This window comes from Emticicia fluvialis, from assembly GCF_024793945.1.
GTDB classification, from domain to species: domain Bacteria; phylum Bacteroidota; class Bacteroidia; order Cytophagales; family Spirosomataceae; genus Emticicia; species Emticicia fluvialis.
Map to the genome: position 1 here is coordinate 222,413 of NZ_JANUSD010000009.1, position 18,087 is coordinate 240,499.

Annotated in this window: 18 protein-coding genes; 13 read left to right on the forward strand and 5 right to left on the reverse strand. The window is 43.3% G+C overall.

Features of this window, described 5'->3' with window-relative positions; all coding sequences use genetic code 11:
* Positions 1-118: 118 nt before the first annotated feature.
* From NZ848_RS12555 to NZ848_RS12580, 6 genes are all read left to right on the forward strand, one after another.
* The gene (locus NZ848_RS12555; protein ID WP_253522428.1) at positions 119-907 is read left to right on the forward strand and encodes a hypothetical protein; all 789 of its coding nucleotides are present in this window, start codon (positions 119-121) and stop codon (positions 905-907) included.
* A 169-nt stretch (positions 908-1,076) separates the two neighbouring features.
* Positions 1,077-2,315 carry an exo-beta-N-acetylmuramidase NamZ family protein gene (locus NZ848_RS12560; protein WP_259015749.1) on the forward strand — a complete coding sequence of 413 codons (1,239 nt, stop codon included), beginning with the start codon at positions 1,077-1,079 and terminating at the stop codon, positions 2,313-2,315.
* A 110-nt stretch (positions 2,316-2,425) separates the two neighbouring features.
* On the forward strand, positions 2,426-2,887 hold the full coding sequence (locus tag NZ848_RS12565; RefSeq protein WP_259015750.1) for an META domain-containing protein: 462 nt from the start codon (positions 2,426-2,428) through the stop codon (positions 2,885-2,887).
* Positions 2,888-3,047: 160 nt separating this feature from the next.
* Complete coding sequence (locus NZ848_RS12570) at positions 3,048-4,190, forward strand: 5-(carboxyamino)imidazole ribonucleotide synthase (protein ID WP_259015751.1); 1,143 nt, start codon at positions 3,048-3,050, stop codon at positions 4,188-4,190.
* Between the two features lie 37 nt (positions 4,191-4,227).
* Positions 4,228-4,713 (forward strand): 5-(carboxyamino)imidazole ribonucleotide mutase, encoded by a 486-nt coding sequence (gene purE, locus NZ848_RS12575; RefSeq protein WP_101726012.1) that lies wholly within the window; start codon positions 4,228-4,230, stop codon positions 4,711-4,713.
* A gap of 121 nt (positions 4,714-4,834) precedes the next feature.
* On the forward strand, positions 4,835-5,530 hold the full coding sequence (locus tag NZ848_RS12580; RefSeq protein WP_259015752.1) for a LysM peptidoglycan-binding domain-containing protein: 696 nt from the start codon (positions 4,835-4,837) through the stop codon (positions 5,528-5,530).
* Positions 5,531-5,591: 61 nt separating this feature from the next.
* Here the strand turns inward: NZ848_RS12580 and NZ848_RS12585 are convergent, their stop codons facing one another.
* The 3 genes from NZ848_RS12585 to NZ848_RS12595 form a co-directional block, all read right to left on the reverse strand.
* A complete protein-coding gene (locus tag NZ848_RS12585) occupies positions 5,592-5,855 on the reverse strand; it encodes a hypothetical protein (protein WP_259015753.1) in 264 nt (87 codons plus the stop codon).
* A gap of 19 nt (positions 5,856-5,874) precedes the next feature.
* The gene (locus tag NZ848_RS12590) at positions 5,875-6,690 is read right to left on the reverse strand and encodes a lipoprotein signal peptidase (RefSeq protein WP_259015754.1); all 816 of its coding nucleotides are present in this window, start codon (positions 6,688-6,690) and stop codon (positions 5,875-5,877) included.
* Positions 6,691-6,803: 113 nt separating this feature from the next.
* A complete protein-coding gene (locus tag NZ848_RS12595) occupies positions 6,804-8,003 on the reverse strand; it encodes a proline dehydrogenase family protein (RefSeq protein ID WP_259015755.1) in 1,200 nt (399 codons plus the stop codon).
* Positions 8,004-8,264: 261 nt separating this feature from the next.
* Here NZ848_RS12595 and NZ848_RS12600 point away from each other — a divergent pair, with 261 nt between their 5' ends.
* A complete protein-coding gene (locus tag NZ848_RS12600) occupies positions 8,265-9,359 on the forward strand; it encodes a chorismate mutase (protein ID WP_101726017.1) in 1,095 nt (364 codons plus the stop codon).
* 73 nt (positions 9,360-9,432) lie between these two features.
* Here the strand turns inward: NZ848_RS12600 and NZ848_RS12605 are convergent, their stop codons facing one another.
* Entirely contained in the window at positions 9,433-9,783 is a 351-nt protein-coding gene (locus NZ848_RS12605) for a hypothetical protein (protein WP_259015756.1), read from the reverse strand.
* 193 nt (positions 9,784-9,976) lie between these two features.
* Here NZ848_RS12605 and NZ848_RS12610 point away from each other — a divergent pair, with 193 nt between their 5' ends.
* The 6 genes from NZ848_RS12610 to NZ848_RS12635 all read left to right on the forward strand — a co-directional run bounded on the left by NZ848_RS12610 (position 9,977) and on the right by NZ848_RS12635 (position 16,024).
* Positions 9,977-10,753: a class I SAM-dependent methyltransferase gene (locus tag NZ848_RS12610; RefSeq protein WP_259015757.1), complete on the forward strand. Its 777-nt coding sequence runs from the start codon at positions 9,977-9,979 to the stop codon at positions 10,751-10,753.
* Positions 10,754-10,796: 43 nt separating this feature from the next.
* Positions 10,797-11,921: a radical SAM family heme chaperone HemW gene (gene hemW, locus NZ848_RS12615; RefSeq protein WP_259015758.1), complete on the forward strand. Its 1,125-nt coding sequence runs from the start codon at positions 10,797-10,799 to the stop codon at positions 11,919-11,921.
* Between the two features lie 153 nt (positions 11,922-12,074).
* On the forward strand, positions 12,075-13,685 hold the full coding sequence (locus NZ848_RS12620) for a Na+/H+ antiporter (protein WP_259015759.1): 1,611 nt from the start codon (positions 12,075-12,077) through the stop codon (positions 13,683-13,685).
* Positions 13,686-13,705: 20 nt separating this feature from the next.
* Positions 13,706-14,926 (forward strand): SGNH/GDSL hydrolase family protein, encoded by a 1,221-nt coding sequence (locus NZ848_RS12625; RefSeq protein ID WP_259015760.1) that lies wholly within the window; start codon positions 13,706-13,708, stop codon positions 14,924-14,926.
* A gap of 61 nt (positions 14,927-14,987) precedes the next feature.
* A complete protein-coding gene (locus NZ848_RS12630; RefSeq protein WP_259015761.1) occupies positions 14,988-15,206 on the forward strand; it encodes a hypothetical protein in 219 nt (72 codons plus the stop codon).
* A 35-nt stretch (positions 15,207-15,241) separates the two neighbouring features.
* Complete coding sequence (locus NZ848_RS12635; RefSeq protein WP_259015762.1) at positions 15,242-16,024, forward strand: DUF3575 domain-containing protein; 783 nt, start codon at positions 15,242-15,244, stop codon at positions 16,022-16,024.
* A 67-nt stretch (positions 16,025-16,091) separates the two neighbouring features.
* On the opposite strand, the gene NZ848_RS12640 is transcribed toward NZ848_RS12635, so the two are convergent.
* On the reverse strand, positions 16,092-18,020 hold the full coding sequence (locus NZ848_RS12640; protein ID WP_259015763.1) for an STN and carboxypeptidase regulatory-like domain-containing protein: 1,929 nt from the start codon (positions 18,018-18,020) through the stop codon (positions 16,092-16,094).
* Positions 18,021-18,087 lie beyond the last annotated feature (67 nt).

The window sequence follows — 18,087 nt, forward strand, 5'->3', positions numbered from 1 at the left end:
TTAATGAGGTTTTATCTTCGCTATGTTTTTATTAATCTACATGTTGATAGAAAAACTTTACTTTTGGGTTAATTGTTTGTCTAAACTTAAATCATTTGAAAAAACATATCATACAAAAATGAAAAGATTATTTGTAAGCCTTTTTTCATTCGTGGCTATGAGTTCTTTTGCACAAAGTACACCAACAGCCGACGCCATTCTGGACAAATACATTGCAGCCATTGGTGGTAAAGATGCCATTGCTAAAGTTCAGGACATAACCATTAACAGCACCAGCGAAACGCAACGGGGAACGTCAGAAACGGAAGTGAAATACAAATTTCCGGACAAGTATTCATCAAGTATGTATTTCAACGGAAATGCAGGCATGACAACCGTATTTGATGGCAAAAATTTTAAAAGCAGTGGCGGTTTTGGCGGTCGCGGTGGCTTTGGCGGTGGTAACGGCGCCGGAGGAAACGCAGGCGGCGGCAATGGCGGAAACGGCGGAGCCCGCCCGCAACCGGAAGGGCCGGCAGCCAAAATACAAGCTATGCGGTCTAACCCGTTTTTTGAATTGATGTATAAAGAACTAGGCATAACGGCTACGGTGCAAGGCACCGAAAAAGTAGGCGATAAAGATGCCTACAAAGTGGAGGTATCAACACAGGACGGAAGAAAATGGACCGATTATTTTGATGTGGCGTCTGGCCTGAAAGTAAAAACTTTCTCGACCAACGAAACCCCCAGAGGCAAATTTGAAAGTACGGTTACTTACGAAAACTACAAAAAGTTTAAAGGAACCGAGTTTCTGATTCCGGCTGTAACCAAAAGAACTGCAGGCCAGATGGGCGAGATTGTTACGGAGGTTCAATCAGTAAAAATAAACAAGGGCCTGAAAGACTCTGAGTTTGAAATTAAAGAATAACAAATGTTTACCGATACAAAGAGGCAGCACGAAACAGTTCGGCTGCCTCTTTTTGGTTTACCGGAAATATGTAAATTTCTGATGTATTTTCTCATAAAATCCATTTCATTTTCGTTTATTCGCAAATAAATTATCCATCAAAACAGCATTGTTTACCGATATTCAACCCATGAGAAAATCCATTCTTCTTTTATTTATACCTGTTATTACGCTGGTTAGTCTGATACCCTGGCATGAGCGTGCTTCTGAAGGCCAGCCGGTAACTTTAACTGCTAAACCTAAAGAAATTATTACAGGTGCCGACCAGCTAAAGGCCTACGTTCCGTATCTGAAAGGTAAAAGAGTAGGAATGGTTATTAACCAGACTTCAATTGTGGGTAAAAAACCCAGTGTGGATACCCTGATGGCCCTGGGTATAAAAATAACCAGGATTTTCGGGCCTGAGCATGGTTTCAGAGGCAATGCCAGCAATGGCGCCAAAGTTGCCGACAATGTAGATGAAAAAACGGGCATACCCATTATTTCGCTGTATGGTAAATATAAGAAACCAACCAGGGAACATCTGGCTGACGTAGATGTAATGGTATTTGATATACAGGATGTTGGCGCACGTTTTTATACTTATATTAATACACTTACGCATGTAATGGAGTCTTGCGCCGAAAATGGCAAGGAGCTGGTGATATTAGACAGACCCAACCCGAACGGCTATTGTATTGACGGCCCCATGCTTGAAGACCACCTGCATTCGGGCATTGGTATGCACAAAATACCCATTACACATGGCATGACCATGGGCGAATTTGCGCAAATGGTAAACGGAGAAGGCTGGCTGCCCAATAAACTGCAATGCCGACTGAAAATAATTAAAGTGGCCAATTACAACCATGATATGCCCTACCAGTTACCGGTGTTTCCGTCACCGAATTTAAATACTCAGCAGTCAATACTTTTATACCCAAGTATTTGTTTGTTTGAGGGCACCATTCTGAGCCAGGGACGTGGCACCTACATGCCATTTACGGTTTTGGGCGCACCTGCTTTAAAAGGCAAATATGAGTTTCACTTTCGTCCGGTCAGTATTCCGGGTATGAGCGAAACCCCATTGCACCAGAACGAAGAATGTTACGGCCTTGACCTGCGAAACTATGATGTCAATGAATTGAGAAAATCTAAACGCCTGAATCTGCATTGGCTGATAGAATTATATAATGCCTACCCCTTCAAAGAAAAGTTTTTTGATATGAGCCAAAGCAAACAAATGAACAGCTTTGATAAACTGGCCGGAACCGAAAACCTGAAAAAACAGATAATTGCAGGCGTACCCGAAGAAGAAATACGCAAAAGCTGGGAGCCCGGCCTGAGCCAATACAAAACCATGCGCCTGAAATACGTGTTGTATCCTTAAACAGCGGCATAATCAGCCCGGCATTAAACCAATGCAGGCTGGGTTTGTCAAAAACACAAATATTTAAATGTCCCAAAGAAGTAAATATAAAATTTAAACTTTTTAAAGCTATGAAAAACCTGATTATTGCCATTTGTTTATCCGGATTATGTGTTGCCGGTTGTGTACCGGCACGGCCAACAGGCAGCACACCCAAACAAACCTCAGAAGCACTTAATGCCCCTCTTAAATTGAATGGTATGTGGGAACTGGCCGAAATACCCGGGGCAAGGGTATCTTTAGCGGGTTTGTATCCGGATAAAAAACCAACAATTAATTTTGATGTAAACGACAACAAGTTTACGGGCAATACCAGTTGCAATAGTTTCAGCGGCCTGCTGGTGGCTTATGGTAACAAAATTACGTTTAACAAGTCTATGGCTATGACCAAAATGGCTTGCCAGGGCGATGGTGAAACAACATTTCTTGAGTCGCTAAAAAAAGTAGATTCATACACTATTAATGCTAATAATACCTTAAGCCTGAATGCCGGTGGTGTTGAGGTACTAAGAATGGCCAAACCTGTGCGATAATTGCAACTATATAAAACAGGTGGGGTTAAACAGTAAAAGACGTAACAGCCTTACTGTTTAACCCCATTTTTATTAAGAGGCTTAACCGTTAAAAAAGATACGCAAATTGGATGCACATACTATGTATTCTTAGTGTATCTTTGCGAAAAAAAGCTACTTAGTGAGATTCGATAACAGAAAAAAACTGGGCATTCTTGGTGGTGGGCAATTGGGCAGAATGATTATTCAGGCAGCCATTGATTTTGATTTTAACATTAAAACGCTGGACCCGGACAGCGATGCACCCTGTAAGTACCTTTCGCACGAGTTTGTGAACGGTTCATTGAACGATTATGATACCGTAATGGCATTCGGGCAGGATTGCGACATACTAACCATAGAGATAGAAGCCGTTAGCATTGAAGCGCTTGAAGCCCTTCAAAAACAGGGTAAAGCGGTGTTTCCGCAGCCTTCTGTGCTACGCATTATACAAGACAAGCGGGTTCAGAAACAATTTTATAAAGACAACAACCTGCCTACTGCAGATTTTATTCTGACAGAAAACAGGGCTGATACAGCCGGGCATGCAGCGTTTTTACCTGCTGTTCATAAACTGGGCAAAGGCGGCTATGATGGCAAGGGCGTGCAGGTATTGCGCACCGAGGCCGACCTCGGCAAGGCATTTGACCAGCCGGGTGTGCTTGAAAAAATGATTGACTTTGAGAAAGAACTGGCCGTTATAGTTGCCCGCAACGAGAACGGCGAAACCAGCACTTTCCCGGTTGTTGAAATGGTTTTTCATCCGGAAGCCAATCTGGTTGAGTACCTTTTCAGCCCGGCTAACGTTGCCACCGAAATTGAGAAAAAAGCGCAGGATATTGCCATACAAACAGCCAATGCCCTGGGCATAATTGGCTTGCTGGCGGTAGAGATGTTTCTGACAAGAGACGGAGAAATACTGATAAATGAGGTAGCTCCCCGCCCGCACAACAGCGGCCACCAGACCATCAGGGCCAATGATGTATCGCAGTTTGAGCAGCATCTGCGAGCCATACTGAACCTGCCGTTGGGTAGCACACGTGCGCACTCAAAAGCAGCAATGGTGAATCTGCTGGGTGAAGAAGGACATAACGGAGAAGCAATTTATGAAGGTATGGACGATGTGCTGGCCATAGAGGGTATACACCCTTTTTTATATGGCAAGCGTTTTACTAAACCATTCAGAAAAATGGGGCATATTACTATTGTAGACCAGGACTTTGAAAAATTAAAAGAAAAAGTCATTTTTGTAAAAGAAAAACTCAAAGTTGTAGCCAAAAACTGATAGTCGGATTTGCATTTAAAAATTTAAACTGTAGAAGATGGTAGGTATTATTATGGGCAGTTTCTCTGACTGGAAAATTATGGCAGGGGTTGCAGAAATTTTAGACGAATTAGAGATTCCATACGAGAAAGAGGTGGTTTCGGCGCACCGTACACCACAAAAAATGTTTGATTACGCCCTTACGGCTCGTCGTCGTGGTTTAAAGATAATCATTGCCGGTGCAGGTGGCGCGGCGCATTTACCGGGTATGGTGGCATCAAGTACAACTTTACCTGTTATTGGGGTTCCTATTAAATCGAGCAATTCTATTGACGGCTGGGACTCCGTGCTGTCTATTCTTCAAATGCCAACAGGTGTGCCGGTAGCTACTGTGGCCCTTAATGGCGCCAAAAACGCTGGTATTCTGGCAGCGCAGATTCTGGGTGTGAGCGATGAAGAAGTGGCAAAAAGACTGAGAAACTACCGCGAGGCCCTGAAAGATCTGGTAGATGATATGAATGAAGAACTTAAAAAAAGTATATAAGTTTATACAATAAAGTAAAAGCCGATTTTGTTAGTTTAAGCTGAACAGAAGCCAGTTTTGTGTTACTTGATGCGTAGAAACCTAGTTTTCCTAATATAAATAATTAAAATTTCCTGTTACCATGCAGTTCGAAGACCGCGAACAACGAAATGAACGCCCGAAAGAGGCCTCACGAAATTTACCAATGGTTGTACTTTTGGTTTTAGTGAGTATCATCTGCGCATTGCTTTACATCGGTTGGAAATATATGTCTGACGACACCTCAACTGCCGATGACCTTACAGCCGCTCCGGCAGACACCGTCGCGAATGCTATTAAAGTTCAGCCAACAGACGAAGAAACCGAGGCAGAAGAACAAACCGCCTCTGAAGCCCTGCCCGAAATTTCAGTACCAACCGTAGGCAATAAAGAGCAAGCATCTAAGCCTACCGCAGAAACTGATGCAAAAACAGAGAAGACAAAAGAAGAGAAACCGAAAGAAGATAAAAAAGTGAGTATTCCGACCGGTGGTGAAACCTACACACATACAGTGGGAGAAGGTGAAACTTTCTTTGGAATTGCCAACAGATTTAATGTTAAAAAGGAAACCTTAAAGGCCATGAATCCGGGTGTGGAAGAAAATGGTATTAAAGTAGGCGTTACCAGACTTAAAATAAGAATAAAAGCGGTGCACACCGTAGGCCCTGGCGATATTTTAAGGGTGGTAGGAACAAAGTATGACGTGCCTGTTAACCTGATTATGCAAGCCAATAAAAAGACCAAGAACTTTGCCGAACGAGGCGAGAAACTGATTATTCCGTATCCAACAAAAGAGTAATAAATGTAAAAGGGCCTTACGGCCCTTTTTTTATATCTATACTTTTTAAGAAGCGATAATTCTATACCAGAAAATTAACAACCAATAAAGTAATGGTAAGTATTAACAATACAATTGACTGTATTCTGTCTGTTTTTGGATTTCTTTCAGCGCTGTTGCCGCCGGTGGCCATGCTAATTAATTGAAAAAGCAGGCAAATGGAGCCAAACACAGCCAGAATGATATGTCTGGTAGACGGCGATTGAATCATACCCGGCAAAAGTATAATGACCAGAAAACTCAGAACGATAATCCACACAAAAGAACGCTTTGAAAAAATTGCCATATCGGTTCAGATTTTTAATTCAGTTATTAACTTTATCATTTACCTGCTCATCTGTGTTTGTTGCAGAAGGCTGTTCTGTCGGTATGTCTGCCAGGGGTTCGTTAACGGTATCGCTGTCAGTAATGGTACCTTCTTCATTAACAGGCTCTGCCGTATGCTCTTCAACAGGCTGATTAGTAGATTCGGTTGATGCTTCTTCAGTACTCTCTGCCATTGGTTTCTGGGGCATTTCTTCATGAATAAAGAAACTCTTCTGAAAAACAAGGATACTCAGCACCCCGCAAAAAATACAGGCATCGGCAAAGTTAAAGATAGGCGTTGTGTTGTATTGCCCACCCAGAAAAGGAATCCAGTCGGGGTAGTCGCCGTCAAGGCCATAGGCATAAAACATATCAATTACCTGCCCGTGAAACCAGGGAGTAGGTGAATCTATTGGAGAATTACCCAAAAACACACCATAGAACGTACTATCAATTACATTACCAATGGCACCCCCTAAAACAGCAGCAATAGACCAAAGCAATCCACTATGCGCATTTCTTTTTGCCAGATGAACCAGATACCAGCAGATACCCACCATTGCTACGAGCCTGAAAGCCGTAAGCATCAGTTTGCCGTATTCGCCGGCTAATGTCCAGCCAAAGGCCATGCCTTTGTTTTCAACATAGTGCAATTTAAAAAAACCGGGAATGATATCAATTTCGCCATAGTGGTTAGGCAAAACATCGTAGTACATCCACAATTTAATTGCCTGGTCGGCGATAATCAAAAACACTGTCAGTAACAAAAACTTATATGGAGATTTCCCTCCGTACAATTCACTGCTTGTAGTCATTTATTATTGTGTTTAACGCAAAAGCCCCTGAAACTGCTTCCGTAATTAGCAAATCTGGCCTGTTGTGTTTTTAGGCCGTATAAAGTTATTAAAAATATTCGATGCCCGCTTCATTAGCAACCTCTTCTTCTTTGTTTTTCCTTTTTAATGAGCAAAAACTCACGGCTGCTCTGGCCCGCAATAGAGGTGTTTTCTTCAGCTCTTCTAAAGAGGTAAGGCATTACTGCCTCAACAGGCCCGTAAGGCACATATTTGGCTACATTGTAGCCAGCATTGGCCAGGTTGTAAGAGATGTTGTCGCTCATGCCCAGCAACTGTGCAAACCAGATTCGCTCATCGCTTTTGGATATATTGTGCTGTGTCATTAAATCGGCACATAACAAAGAGCTTTCTTCATTGTGTGTACCCAAACAAATAGATAATACATCCAGATTATCAACAGAAAAATGAACTGCACTGTTAAAATCGGCGTCGGTATCTTTTTTTGAGGCGTGAATCGGGTCTTTGTACTCCAGCTCTGCTGCGCGGCGTCTTTCTTTTTCAATATAAGCGCCACGTACCAGCTTTGCCCCTACCCTGTAACTTTCTTTTCTGGCCAATGCACAGGCGTCAGCCAGGTGTTCAAGGCTTTCCCATCTATACAACTGAAAAGTATTGTAAACAATTGTTTTACCGGCGGTATTGTACTTCTGCATCATGTGGTAGCTCATTTCGTCTATCACGTCCTGAATCCACGACTCTTCTGCATCTATAAAAATCCTGACATTAAGGCTGGCAGCGTAACCACACAATTTATCTACTCTGTTCTGAACCCGCTCGTAAGCATTCTTTTCTTCTGTTGTTAAATCTTCGGGGTGTTCTTGTACTTTTTCAAGAAGGTCAACCGAACCGATACCGGATACCTTAAAAACCGAGAATGGTATCTGCTGCGGTTGCTCGGCGGCTTTTTCTATAGTTTTCAGAATCTCTGAGGTAGTTGCATCAAAGGCATTTTCGTTGTCTTCGCCCTCTACCGAGTAGTCCAGAATTGTACCTACTTTGCTTTTTGCCAGGCTATTGATGGTTTTCTGGCAGTCTGCTATACTTTCGCCCCCACAAAACTGAGAAAAAATGGTATTTCTAATGAGTAATTTTACAGGTAATCCTAATTTTATTGCGAGTTTTATAAAAAAAGTTCCTATCTTTACAACCCAGTTTTGATTCATCAACGCAAAAATCAAATAAGTTTTACGAAGCTTACTGTCTGATTGATGAGCAAAGGCAATAGAAGTATCATCGAAATTTAACGAGCGGTTTTGAATAGCCGTTTTCATTATTTCAAGTATTGGTTTCTTTTTAATCTTTTCAGTTTTTGATGAAGAATTGTACTATTTAAAGAGACTAAGTCATTTTACCGAGACTTACCCCCGTAAATAGTTTGCAAATATACGCCAAAGAAAAGACATTCAACGAAACAATATCAATAATTCGGTAATATGTCCGGTAGTCAATGCTCCGCTTCAGTGGCTAAGTAGAAAGATTTGACAGACCTTAGAAGCATTGAAAAAATTGACAAAACAAATTTTAGAAAAGAAATGAAAGCAAATTTAGATGTACTACCGCTGAACAGTTGGGTAGATACAAAAGGAAAACCCTTAATTATTGCCGGTCCGTGCAGTGCCGAGACAGAAGAGCAAGTAACCGAAACCGTAACCCGTATTGCAAAAGAAGGTTATGCGCACGTGATTCGTGCGGGTGTTTGGAAACCGCGTACGCGTCCGGGCAGTTTTGAGGGTATGGGAGAAGCAGCATTGCCGTGGTTGGCTGCGGTAAAAAAAGAAACAGGCCTACCAATTGCAGTGGAAGTAGCTACGCCTCAGCACATCGAATTGGCTTTAAAATATGGTATTGATATTCTCTGGATCGGCGCCAGAACAACCGTTAACCCGTTTAACGTGCAAGACCTTGCCGATGCGCTGAAAGGTGTTGATGTACCAGTACTTATTAAAAACCCTGTGAACCCAGACCTTGCCCTTTGGGTAGGCGCATTTGAGCGTATAGCTGGTGCGGGTATCAAGAAAATGGCGGCTATCCACCGTGGTTTTTCTAATGCACAGGAAACCAAATACCGTAACTCGCCTATGTGGCAGCTGGCGGTTGAACTAAAAACGCTTTTCCCTCAGTTGCCTATCATCGGCGACCCTAGCCACATGGCAGGTAAAAGAGCTTACTTATATGAACTGGCACAACGTGCACTTGACCTGAACTACGATGGCTTGATTATAGAATCGCACCGTAGCCCGGACGACGCATGGTCTGATGCCTCTCAACAATTAACACCGGAAGCGCTGGGTGAAATGCTTCGTGAACTGGAAGTTCGTAAGGCTTCTTATGGCGAAGATTTCCAAAGCGAACTGGACAGATTGCGCCAGAAAATTGATAACATTGACCGCGAATTGCTTGAAGTACTGGCAGCCCGTATGGCAGTGGTTGAAAAACTGGGTGAATACAAAAGAGATAACAACGTAGCTGTGCTTCAGCTGGATCGTTGGAAACAGGTTCACACCAGCCGTGCCGAACAAGCTAAGAAACTAAATCTTTACCCTGAAATGGTTGAAGAATTGTTCAAGCTGATTCACATGGAGTCAATCCGTAAACAAACAGAAGTGATGAACCAACAACCTGCCTGAGCAGATTGAAGGAGAATACGAATAGAAAATGAAAATTGCAGAAGAGTGTCGGGCTTAGCCTGATACTCTTTTGTTATTTAAAATACCGCCACATTTTCATTTTATAAAATAGTTGCTTGGCGCGGTTGCGGCTTTGCTCAAGGTTAAAACTAGTTGAATTTGGGTTTAAAGCAGCCATTGCGCCATCAGCCAATCTGAGCGAACAGAAGGCGCTTTTATCTGGAATATACCTGGAGAACAAAAGCCTTTTTTTCAAAAACAGCGTATCGGGCAGGCGTTCAGGCAAACCGAACCTTCCTTGTGGTTTCAGCATCTTTTTATTGATAAGTAATGGCGACAGCCCATAATTAGTTTTGCAGGCCAGCTGCGCCCGCGCATGATGTACTAAGCAGACGGTTATGATCAACAGCAAGGGTATTTTCATTCTGAATGAAAGGTTTAGACCTCTATTTAACGTTTATTAATACCCTAAAATTTGATAAAGCCGGCCTATGATTTCAGAAAGGCATAATTTTGATGTAACTTTGTAGCGGTGATGCCAACAGCACACCATAAACCAGATTCAGCAACCGGCCTAAACCTGATTGAAAGCCGGATAAAAGATACCTAGCGCGTCTATGAGCAAATACGCAACAACAGAAATTACCAGTGCAGAGATACCTTCAGATAACCCTGTTCATCAAAGATTATATTTTCCTTATACTGAAGCAGCCAAAATTATTCATGGCCATGTGCTGGAACTCGGCTGCGGCTGGGGCCGTGGTGTAGAAACCCTGATTGAAAAATGCGACCACTACACAGGGCTTGATAAGAACGAACCTTTGATTGAGCAGTTGCAGGCCGTACACCCGCGCCATACGTTCAGAACGGCAGATTTACCCCACCTGAGCGCTTTTAAAGATAATACTTTCGATTTTGTTGTTACCTTTCAGGTAATTGAACATATACAAGACGACCACCAGTTTTTAGCCGAAGCCGCCCGGGTGCTTAAACCCGGTGGTAAAATTTTATTGACCACCGTAAACCGCCCTTACAGCCTGAGCCGGAACCCGTGGCACATCAGAGAGTATGATACAGCCGAGTTGAGAGGCCTGATGCAGAAGTATTTCTCTAAGGTTGAAACCTTTGGTGTGGGTGGCAACCAGAAAGTATGGGACTACTACGAAGAGAACAAACGCTCGGTAAACAAAATTATGCGGTTTGATATTTTTGACTTGCAGCATCGCCTGCCGGCTTGGGTGCTCAGGATACCTTATGAGGTGCTGAATCGGTTCAACAGAAATAAACTGATGAGCGAAACGGGTGGGCTTGCCGCCGAAATCAGATGGGATGACCACTACCTGTCTGACGAACCCGAAAAATGTATAGATTTCTTTTTTGTAGGGACAAAATAATTACTCGGGCGGTTGATGAGACCGCCCGATTTTCATTTAAGCATTGCACTTATATATTCACATACCGTTTTGCCGTAAGGCCTGCCATTACTGCGACTTCCATTTCAGTACTAATCTGAATACAAAAGCTGACATGGCTGCTGCCATTTGTAAAGAAATTGAACTACAGGCAGGGTATCTGAGCCAAAAACACCTTGAAACCATCTATTTTGGAGGTGGCACGCCCTCATTATTAAGTCCGCAGGAATTGGGAAATATTTTTGATACAATTAAAAAGTATTATACAATTGCTGATGATGCCGAAATTACGCTGGAGGCTAATCCGGACGATATCAGTCAGCCCCTGCTTAAAAACTTACAGTCTTTAGGTTTTAACCGCCTCAGTATTGGCATACAGTCTTTTTACCCCGACCATCTGCTGAAACTCAACCGCGTACACAATGCCTTAGAAGCCGAAAACTCTGTTAAACTGGCACAGGACATGGGTTTTGAAAACCTAACCATCGACCTGATTTATGCCATACCCAGCGAGAGCCATGCGATTTGGTTGAATGATTTAGAGAAGGCCCTAGCCCTCAAAGTACCGCATATATCATCTTACTGCCTTACTATTGAAGAAAAAACTGTTTTTGGAAAATGGCTGAAGCTCAATAAGATTCCGCCCATTAATGAAGACTTTGCCTCAGAGCAATTCAGGATTCTGGTTGATACCCTTGAAACAGCCGGATATGAGCAATATGAAATATCAAATTTTTGCCGCAACGGCCGGTACTCGCGCCATAATTCATCGTACTGGCAACGGCATGAGTATCTGGGTGTAGGGCCGTCGGCACATTCGTACAATGGTGTTTCAAGGCAATATAACGTAGCCAATAATGCTGCTTACCTGCGGGCCATTCAGACAGGCACCGTACCTGCCGAATATGAATTGCTTAACAAAGCAGACCAACTGAACGACTACCTGCTTACCGGCCTGCGTACCAAATGGGGCTGCACAATAGCAGAAATCAATAAACTGGCGGGCAATAACTGGCTGCAAGCCAACCGGCATACTTTAGACAAGTATCTGACCCAACAGATGCTAACAATTGATAATGAAACCCTTACACTTACCAAAGCAGGCAAACTCTTTGCCGACAGAATAGCCAGCGACCTTTTTATGGTCTGAAACGCATCCCGATTAACCAGTATTTTTTTGACTGCATTTTATTATATTTGTTTCTTTCAGGAAGATGAACATCCTGCAAAAATCAGATTATATACAATTGTAGATAAACCTTTCTCTGCCTATCTGTGTTGCCTAATTAATACCTTTACAAAAATGCACTACAATCTACTTTTAGTTTTATCGCTATTGTTTGTCGTTTTCATGCTGGTCATGTTAGGGCAGAAGTTCAGAATATCAGCGCCAATTTTTCTGGTGCTGGCGGGTTTGTTCATCAGCTTTGTTCCGAATATCCCACAGATAGAAGTAAACCCTGAACTCATCTTTCTAATTTTTCTACCGCCGTTGCTTTATGAAGCGGCCTGGTACACATCCTGGAACGACTTCTGGAAATGGAAACGCCCCATTGGTCTGCTGGCATTCGGGCTGGTTTTGTTTACCTCTACCCTAGTGGCGTATGCTTCACAGGCCATGATTCCCGGTTTTACACTCGCTATGGGCTTTTTGCTGGGGGGCATTATATCTCCGCCTGATGCCGTTGCGGCATCGTCGGTATTGAAGGGTATCAAAATGCCCAAAAGAGTGATTACCATTCTGGAAGGAGAAAGCCTGATTAATGATGCATCGAGCTTAATAGTATTCCGCTTTGCGCTGGCAGCGCTTCTTACCGGGCAGTTTTCTTTACAGCAAGCCGTTGGCAGCTTTTTTGTAGTGGCTGGCATGGGCATTGTGGTTGGTCTGGCCATAGCCCATGTGGCATACGTTATACACCGTTTTTTACCTACCACCCCCAGCATAGATGCCGCCCTTACATTGCTTACCCCCTACTTTATGTATATAGTAGCCGAGCAGTTTCATTTTTCGGGTGTGATGGCGGTGGTGAGCGGCGGTTTGTTTTTGTCGTATCGCTCGCATGAGATACTAACTCATGGCTCAACACGCTTGCAGACAACCGGGGTTTGGTCTACGCTTATTTTTGTACTGAACGGGCTGGTATTTATACTGATAGGCCTTGAACTGCCAACCATCATTAAAGGACTTGACGGTTACTCAATTGCCGAAGCCGTAAAATACGGTCTCATTATTAGTGCAATTACCATACTTATACGCCTTATCTGGATTTACCCGGCAGCGTTTATACCCCGCTGGTTGTTCAGGAGTATCCGAGAAAATGAACCCAATCCGGGTCTCAAAAATCCGTTTGTTATTGGCTGGGCAGGTATGCGGGGGGTAATATCTCTTGCATCGGCGCTGTCGGTACCTTTGTATCTGAATAACGGCGAGGCATTTCCACACCGAAATCTGATTCTGTTCATTACTTTTACCGTTATTCTGGTTACACTGGTTTTTCAGGGTTTAACCCTGCCATTAATTGTCAAATGGCTGGATGTAAAAGAGGTTGACCATGCCGCGCCTGAAGTAGAACAGGAAGCAGGAATTAAACTGCGAATTATGAACGCTGCGCTGAAACAACTGAACGAAAAATATGCCAGCGAACTGGAAAACAACGAATTGTTGAGTTTTTTAAGAAACGAAATAGAAAACGATATTTCCGTAACTAATCAGCGGCTTAACTCGCTGGAATGCCAGGCCTGCCAGGTTAAAGAAATTGAGCAGTATAACCAGGTTCTGAAAGATTTATACAGCACCCAGCGCAGAGAACTGTACAGCCTCAGAAAAGAGTTTGCTTATAGCGACGAAGAAATCAGGAAACAGGAATTACAACTTGATTTCGACGAAGCCAAGATATCAACCCGTGTTCATTAAAACATTATCAGTTTATTATTATGCGTTTGCCCTTCTATTTTGCTATTGTTATCTGGTTCATTGGTTCATCTGCCTGTATGCAGAAACCCGGTGCGGGGCAGTTGCCGAAGTCTGCCTATGTGCAGGCCCGTGGCGGTTTAAACAATTTTTACCGGGCTGTTGCGCAAAAACAAAATATAACGGTGGCTTACCTGGGTGGCTCTATTACTTACAATAAAGGCTGGCGAGACAAAACCAGCAGTTACCTGAAAGAGCAATTTCCGCAGAAAGACTTTACGTTTATCAATGCCGGGATACCGTCGCTGGGGAGTTTGCCTCATGCTTTCAGATTCGAACAGGATGTGTTAAATAAAGGCATTCCCGACCTGCTTTTTGTAGAAGCAGCCGTAAACGACCATACCAACGAAACCGACAGCCTGATGCAGATTTGGGCGCTGGAAGGAATAGTGCGCCATGCAAAAAAAGCGAATCCGGCCGTTGATATTGTGATGATGGCATTTGCAGACCCCGACAAAACAGCCGATTATGCCCAAGGCAAAGTGCCGCTTGAAGTACAAAATCAGGAATTGGTGGCAGCACATTACAAGCTGCCGTCTATTAACCTGGCCAAAGAAGTGGCAGACAGGCTTCAGGCCAAAGAATTTAGCTGGGAGGATGACTTTAAAGACCTGCACCCTTCGCCATTCGGGCAGGAGCTTTATTACCAGACCATCCGGTATTTGCTTGATTCCACCTACAAAAGCTACCAGACCGCAAAGCCGGGCTCAAAAAAAACTACGCATTTGCCCCAAGCCTTAGAAGGCATCAGCCTTGATAAAGGCAGGTATGTTTCGGTAAAAGAAGCCCACATACAAAATGGCTGGCAACTGATAGAAAACTGGAAACCGGCTGACGGCGCAGGAACCAGAGAAGGATTTGTGAATGTACCTGTGTTAGAAGCAACCAGTCCGGAGGCATTACTAACTTTTGAGTTTACAGGGAATGCTTTGGGGCTTAGCGTTGTGTCAGGGCCTGATACCGGAGAAATCAGTTATAAAATTAACAATGGCCCCTGGCAAAAAATGGACCTGTACACCCAATGGAGCAGCGGACTGCACCTGCCCTGGTATAAACTGCTTGCAGCGGGCTTAATTAACAAAAAACATACGCTTTACCTGAAAATGAGCGAGTCAAAGAATCCAAAAAGTACAGGTACGGCATGCCGTATTGTGCATTTTTTGGTGAATGATGGACAAAAATAGCTTATCTTTGAAGCTGAATTTTAAAAATCGATTATTAAAATACAATACCTTTTAGAATTGAATGAAGAATTTTAATCTTAAATCTTATCATGTCAGGGCTATGAACGCGGCCACAGAAGAAGAAAAAGCAAGCATTAATCAGGAATTGAAAGACCTGTATGACAGCCTGACAGACGAAGATAAGAAAGATTTTAACGAACAACTGCAGACATTTCTGGTAAAAGAAATGGCCGCCATAAACTCAATGTATCAGGCCACACAAGATGACAATCTGAATTAAAACCTGTTGTACTACCCCAGCTTAAACTTACCTCTGTGAAACAATCCTTCAGTTTTATTATATGCCTTTTCATTTCTTTTGTGTGTTTTTCGCAGGAAGACCGCACCAGCGTTATTAAAGTAAACGCTTCGGCGCTTGCCTTTAAGACTTACAATATTCAGTTTGAAAAAGCATTCAATAAAAAATTCAGCTTTGCATTGGGGGTTTCGCACAGGCCGGAAGAACGCATTCCTTTTGCCACAGCCATCAGAAAATACGTAGATGCCGCAGATGAAGGGATTGATTATGTGAGTTTAAAAAACGTAAGAAAAGGTGAAGCCTCTATGGGTTTGTTTAAGTTAACCCCCGAATTAAGGTTTTATCCGGCTAATAAGTCGAACGCACCAATTGGTTTTTATGTTTCACTGTTTGGCCGGTACGAACGCTTCTTTGGCACACTGCCGGTTGATGTAGATATGGTTTATAAAGGCCAGCCTTTAAGAGTTGAACTACCGGTAAAAACAGAGTTTAAAACGCTGTCGGGTGGTTTAATGCTGGGCAGGCAGTTCAGGTTGGGAGAAAGATTTACGCTCGACTGGTATATAATAGGCGGATACTTTGGAAATGTAACCGTGCATGGCGAGTCAAATCAGGATTTATCTAAATATGATGATAAATTTATCAGCGATTTGCGCCAGAATATTCTGGATACTTTCCAGATCAATGAGGCCTATCTGGCATTGCAGGTAGATAAACAAGGCGTAAGAATTGATAACGCCCGTAGGCTGAAATACCTGAACCTGAGAGGCTTCGGCCTTAATTTGGGATACAGATTTTAATCTGGGATGTTTACGCAAAAGAATCTCCCCCTTGAAACAGGGAGGAGATTCTTTCTGGCAAACCATATTAGATATTACATATTCTGATACCCGCCTGATAACCCATCCAGGAGGCAAGATTTACCCGCTCGCCAAAGTATCTTCCCTGTTTTTCATAGAATTTAAATCGGCTCATATTACCCAGATTCACCTCCGGCTGCTGCGTTGCATGGAAATTGATGGTTGGCGCGGCAAACAGTGCTATGCGCGGGCTAAGGTGCACTTCAAGCCCCAGGCTGCCACGGAGCAAATTGTTGGTTTCCCATTCTTCCACATCATTTTGCAGGTGCGAGCTTATCACATCAAAATTCAACCACAGCGTTTTGTTCAGTTTCCAGGCAGTGCCAAGGCCATAGCCTAAGCTAAGCACAGGTTTGCCGGGTTGGTCGAAACCATAACCCACAGTAAAAATATTATAAAACCTGCGCACACCCGTTTTGAAAGTAATGTTTCCCGGGCTTACCTCGTCGGTGCTTAGCTCCAGTCTTTTGTAGCCTCCGCGTTTTACAAAACTAATCAGACCCACCGGTATTGAATTAGACTCCTCAGCCACGTTCATCACCCCAACCTGCAAGCCGTTGTCTACCCTGTAAGCCATATTCAGTATGCCTGCCTGCACACCACTGAAAACATCAGATACCTGATTGAGGAATCCGGATGCCTGAACACCTTTAAAACTGCCACCCACAAGGTTTACAAACCCGGCGGCCTGCACGCCGCTTCCGCTTTTAAAGATAGCATTGGCAAAACCTGCTGCCTGAACCGAGTTCCGGGTATTATTACCGACAACATTCACAAAACCCGAGCCTTGCACCCCACTGAAATTACGTAAAACCACATTGGCAAAACCTGCACCCTGCACGCCATAAGCCGACTGCCCCACAACATTGACAGTACCAGCAGCCTGCACACCATTTAATCTGCCTGCTACCAGATTGGCGAATCCGGCTGCCTGAATACCATCTACCCTGCCCCTTACCATGTTGAGCACCCCTCCGATCTCAAGTTTTCTTACACCAAGCGAGTATCCGGCTATGATGTTGAACGAGTAATCGTTGATGACGTTACCGCTCATATAATGGTTGGTACCAATAAACGGCAGGATAGATACCTGAGACTGGCGGTAGAGGGTATCTTCAATATTATTGAGGTGGATATTCTGGCGGGTGGTTATCAACCAGTCTGTCAGTTTTTTATGCGCATCTTTTAAAGCGTCTTTGGTTTCGGCCCAGTACTCATCATAATCAATCGGCTTTTTTGATGTGCCTGTAGTAGTTGGCTCTTCAATAACCTGTGGCAAAACCGCTACTTTAGGCAGGCTATCGAGTTTTTTTGCAGGTAAGGTATCTCTGTAAATTACCGGCAGCGTTTTTCTGGCAGCTACCTGAATAGGTTTGCTGGGCAGCAATGAAACATTAACGGTGGCGTCAGTTTTGGTTTTTACCGCCACTTCTTCATGACGATAATTCTGTTTTCTTACCTGCAGGTTTACGTTTTGAAGCGTGGCAGGTATTTTAAGGCGATAATAACCATACTGGTTTGTGACGGCCGAAGCAAGCGTGACAGGTTCGTACACACTGGCTTTTTCAATTTTCAAGCCCGTCTCCCCGTCTGAAACGTAGCCCATTACGAAAAAATCTTTTTTCGGCTCTTCAATGTTTCTTTTCAGAATAATGTAATTGCCCTTGTTTTTAAAAGTGGCCGTATTGCCGAAAACAGCATTCAGGGCCTCACGCACGGGCTGGTTCTGAACTGCCACCGAAACGCGCCTGTTAATATCAAAGTCGTCAGGATTATACGAAAAGCTGAAACTACCTGCATCAGAAATTATCTTAAGGGCTTTATCGAGTTTTTCGTTTGTGAATTTAACCGTGATTACACGTTCAAGCGGAGGTGTATCTTGTGCAAATGATTGGGACAGATGCAATAAAAAAATAAATGTTAATAGCTTTTTCATACTTAATCTCTTTTTGTAGCTATGACATCCGAAAACGATTCCCCCCCTATCAGAAAAATATTTATTT